1 protein-coding gene is annotated in these 1174 nt (G+C 54.8%); it reads right to left on the minus strand.

Annotated elements, in window-relative coordinates; genetic code table 11:
• Positions 1 to 316 precede the first annotated feature (316 nt).
• A complete protein-coding gene (locus YU9_RS0138355) occupies positions 317 to 712 on the minus strand; it encodes a hypothetical protein (protein WP_027577405.1) in 396 nt (131 codons plus the stop codon).
• Positions 713 to 1174 lie beyond the last annotated feature (462 nt).

Here is a 1174-nt window from a genome sequence, read left to right on the forward strand (position 1 = left end):
GGAGGTGTTACGGGGGCGAACCTGCCGCAGGATCTTAAAAACTCGCGCCGATCGTCTTCTTCTGGAGAGGACATTGCGACTCCTATGATTTTTTTGAAAATTTATTAGTCGATTAGAGAGTTAGCAGTTCAATCCAGAAATGTAACTATATCCCGTGTTGTATCGGAGACGCGCCGCCGCNGGCATTGAAATCTTCCCGAGGTCCGGTGCGGGTCAAAACGCGAAGAACTCAGGTTGAGCAAATCTAGTCCGCTCTGCCGTGATGAGCGGACCACCGTCAGACCCGGAGCAACTTCGCAGATGGGCCATAACCAGACTAAGCATCCGCACGCAAGCGACGGTGCGCCAGCCAATAGTCAATCTGCCAGCTCTCGTAGCCAAGCAATTCGCAAGAGCGCCGTTCGTGATCTTCGGACCATGCTTCGAGTTCGTTTAGGAGCGCAAGCATGGCGTCTATTCGCCACTCATGGTCGGGTAACGCGTAGAGCAGTCTTCGGTGCGGCACTTCAACTAATTCGCGTCGTATCAACCGGCCCGCAGCCACATGTCTGTCGAACATCCGCCAATATCGAATATTGACGTCGAACTCACGCGGGACAAAATTCAGGAAATAGGCAAGAGGCTTCGTGCCTCTCAGCATCAGGCCGAGTTCTCTACCGTTGTGCCCCAAATAGGGCAGTTGAGGAGATTGCTCTGAAACCATGCTGAGCATCTTGGTCGCCAAACCGCTAAGGGTCAAATGCTGCCCTCAGCAGCTGGCACGGCCTTGGTCGGGTCATCTCTCGGAAGCGGACATCGCCGCGCTCTTGGCTGAGGTCAGCAACGGCCATGAGCAGTCAAGCCCCCTTTCGCCCCACCCTGTGATTGATGTAGCCTAACTACGGAGCTGCTCAACGGGATGTGCCGAAGTCTCCGTCTATTGTGATGAGCAGCAATTGTGCCGTCGGCGGGCATCGCATTCTCCACTGATCGCTTTTTTTGCAGCGCTCATCTCACGCCAAGTGTGTGTTCCGCCGCGGAACACCACCGGAGAAGCACGAGGGCTCAATCATGAATAGGTTCGATGGCGCGATGAAAATCGCTAGAGCGTTTCACATTTTGACGGAAGCATAACCGGCGTTGGCGAAGTAGTTGGCGCATTCGCGAGGCTGGATGTCCTGGATGAGGTGACCGA

The sequence above is a fragment of the Bradyrhizobium sp. WSM1743 genome, assembly GCF_000473065.1.
Lineage (GTDB): Bacteria > Pseudomonadota > Alphaproteobacteria > Rhizobiales > Xanthobacteraceae > Bradyrhizobium.

What these genes read in the sequence shown, in the direction of transcription:
- YU9_RS0138355 (WP_027577405.1), bottom strand. Translation starts at nt 712, where the DNA reads ATGCTCAGCATGGTTTCAGAGCAATCTCCTCAACTGCCCTATTTGGGG.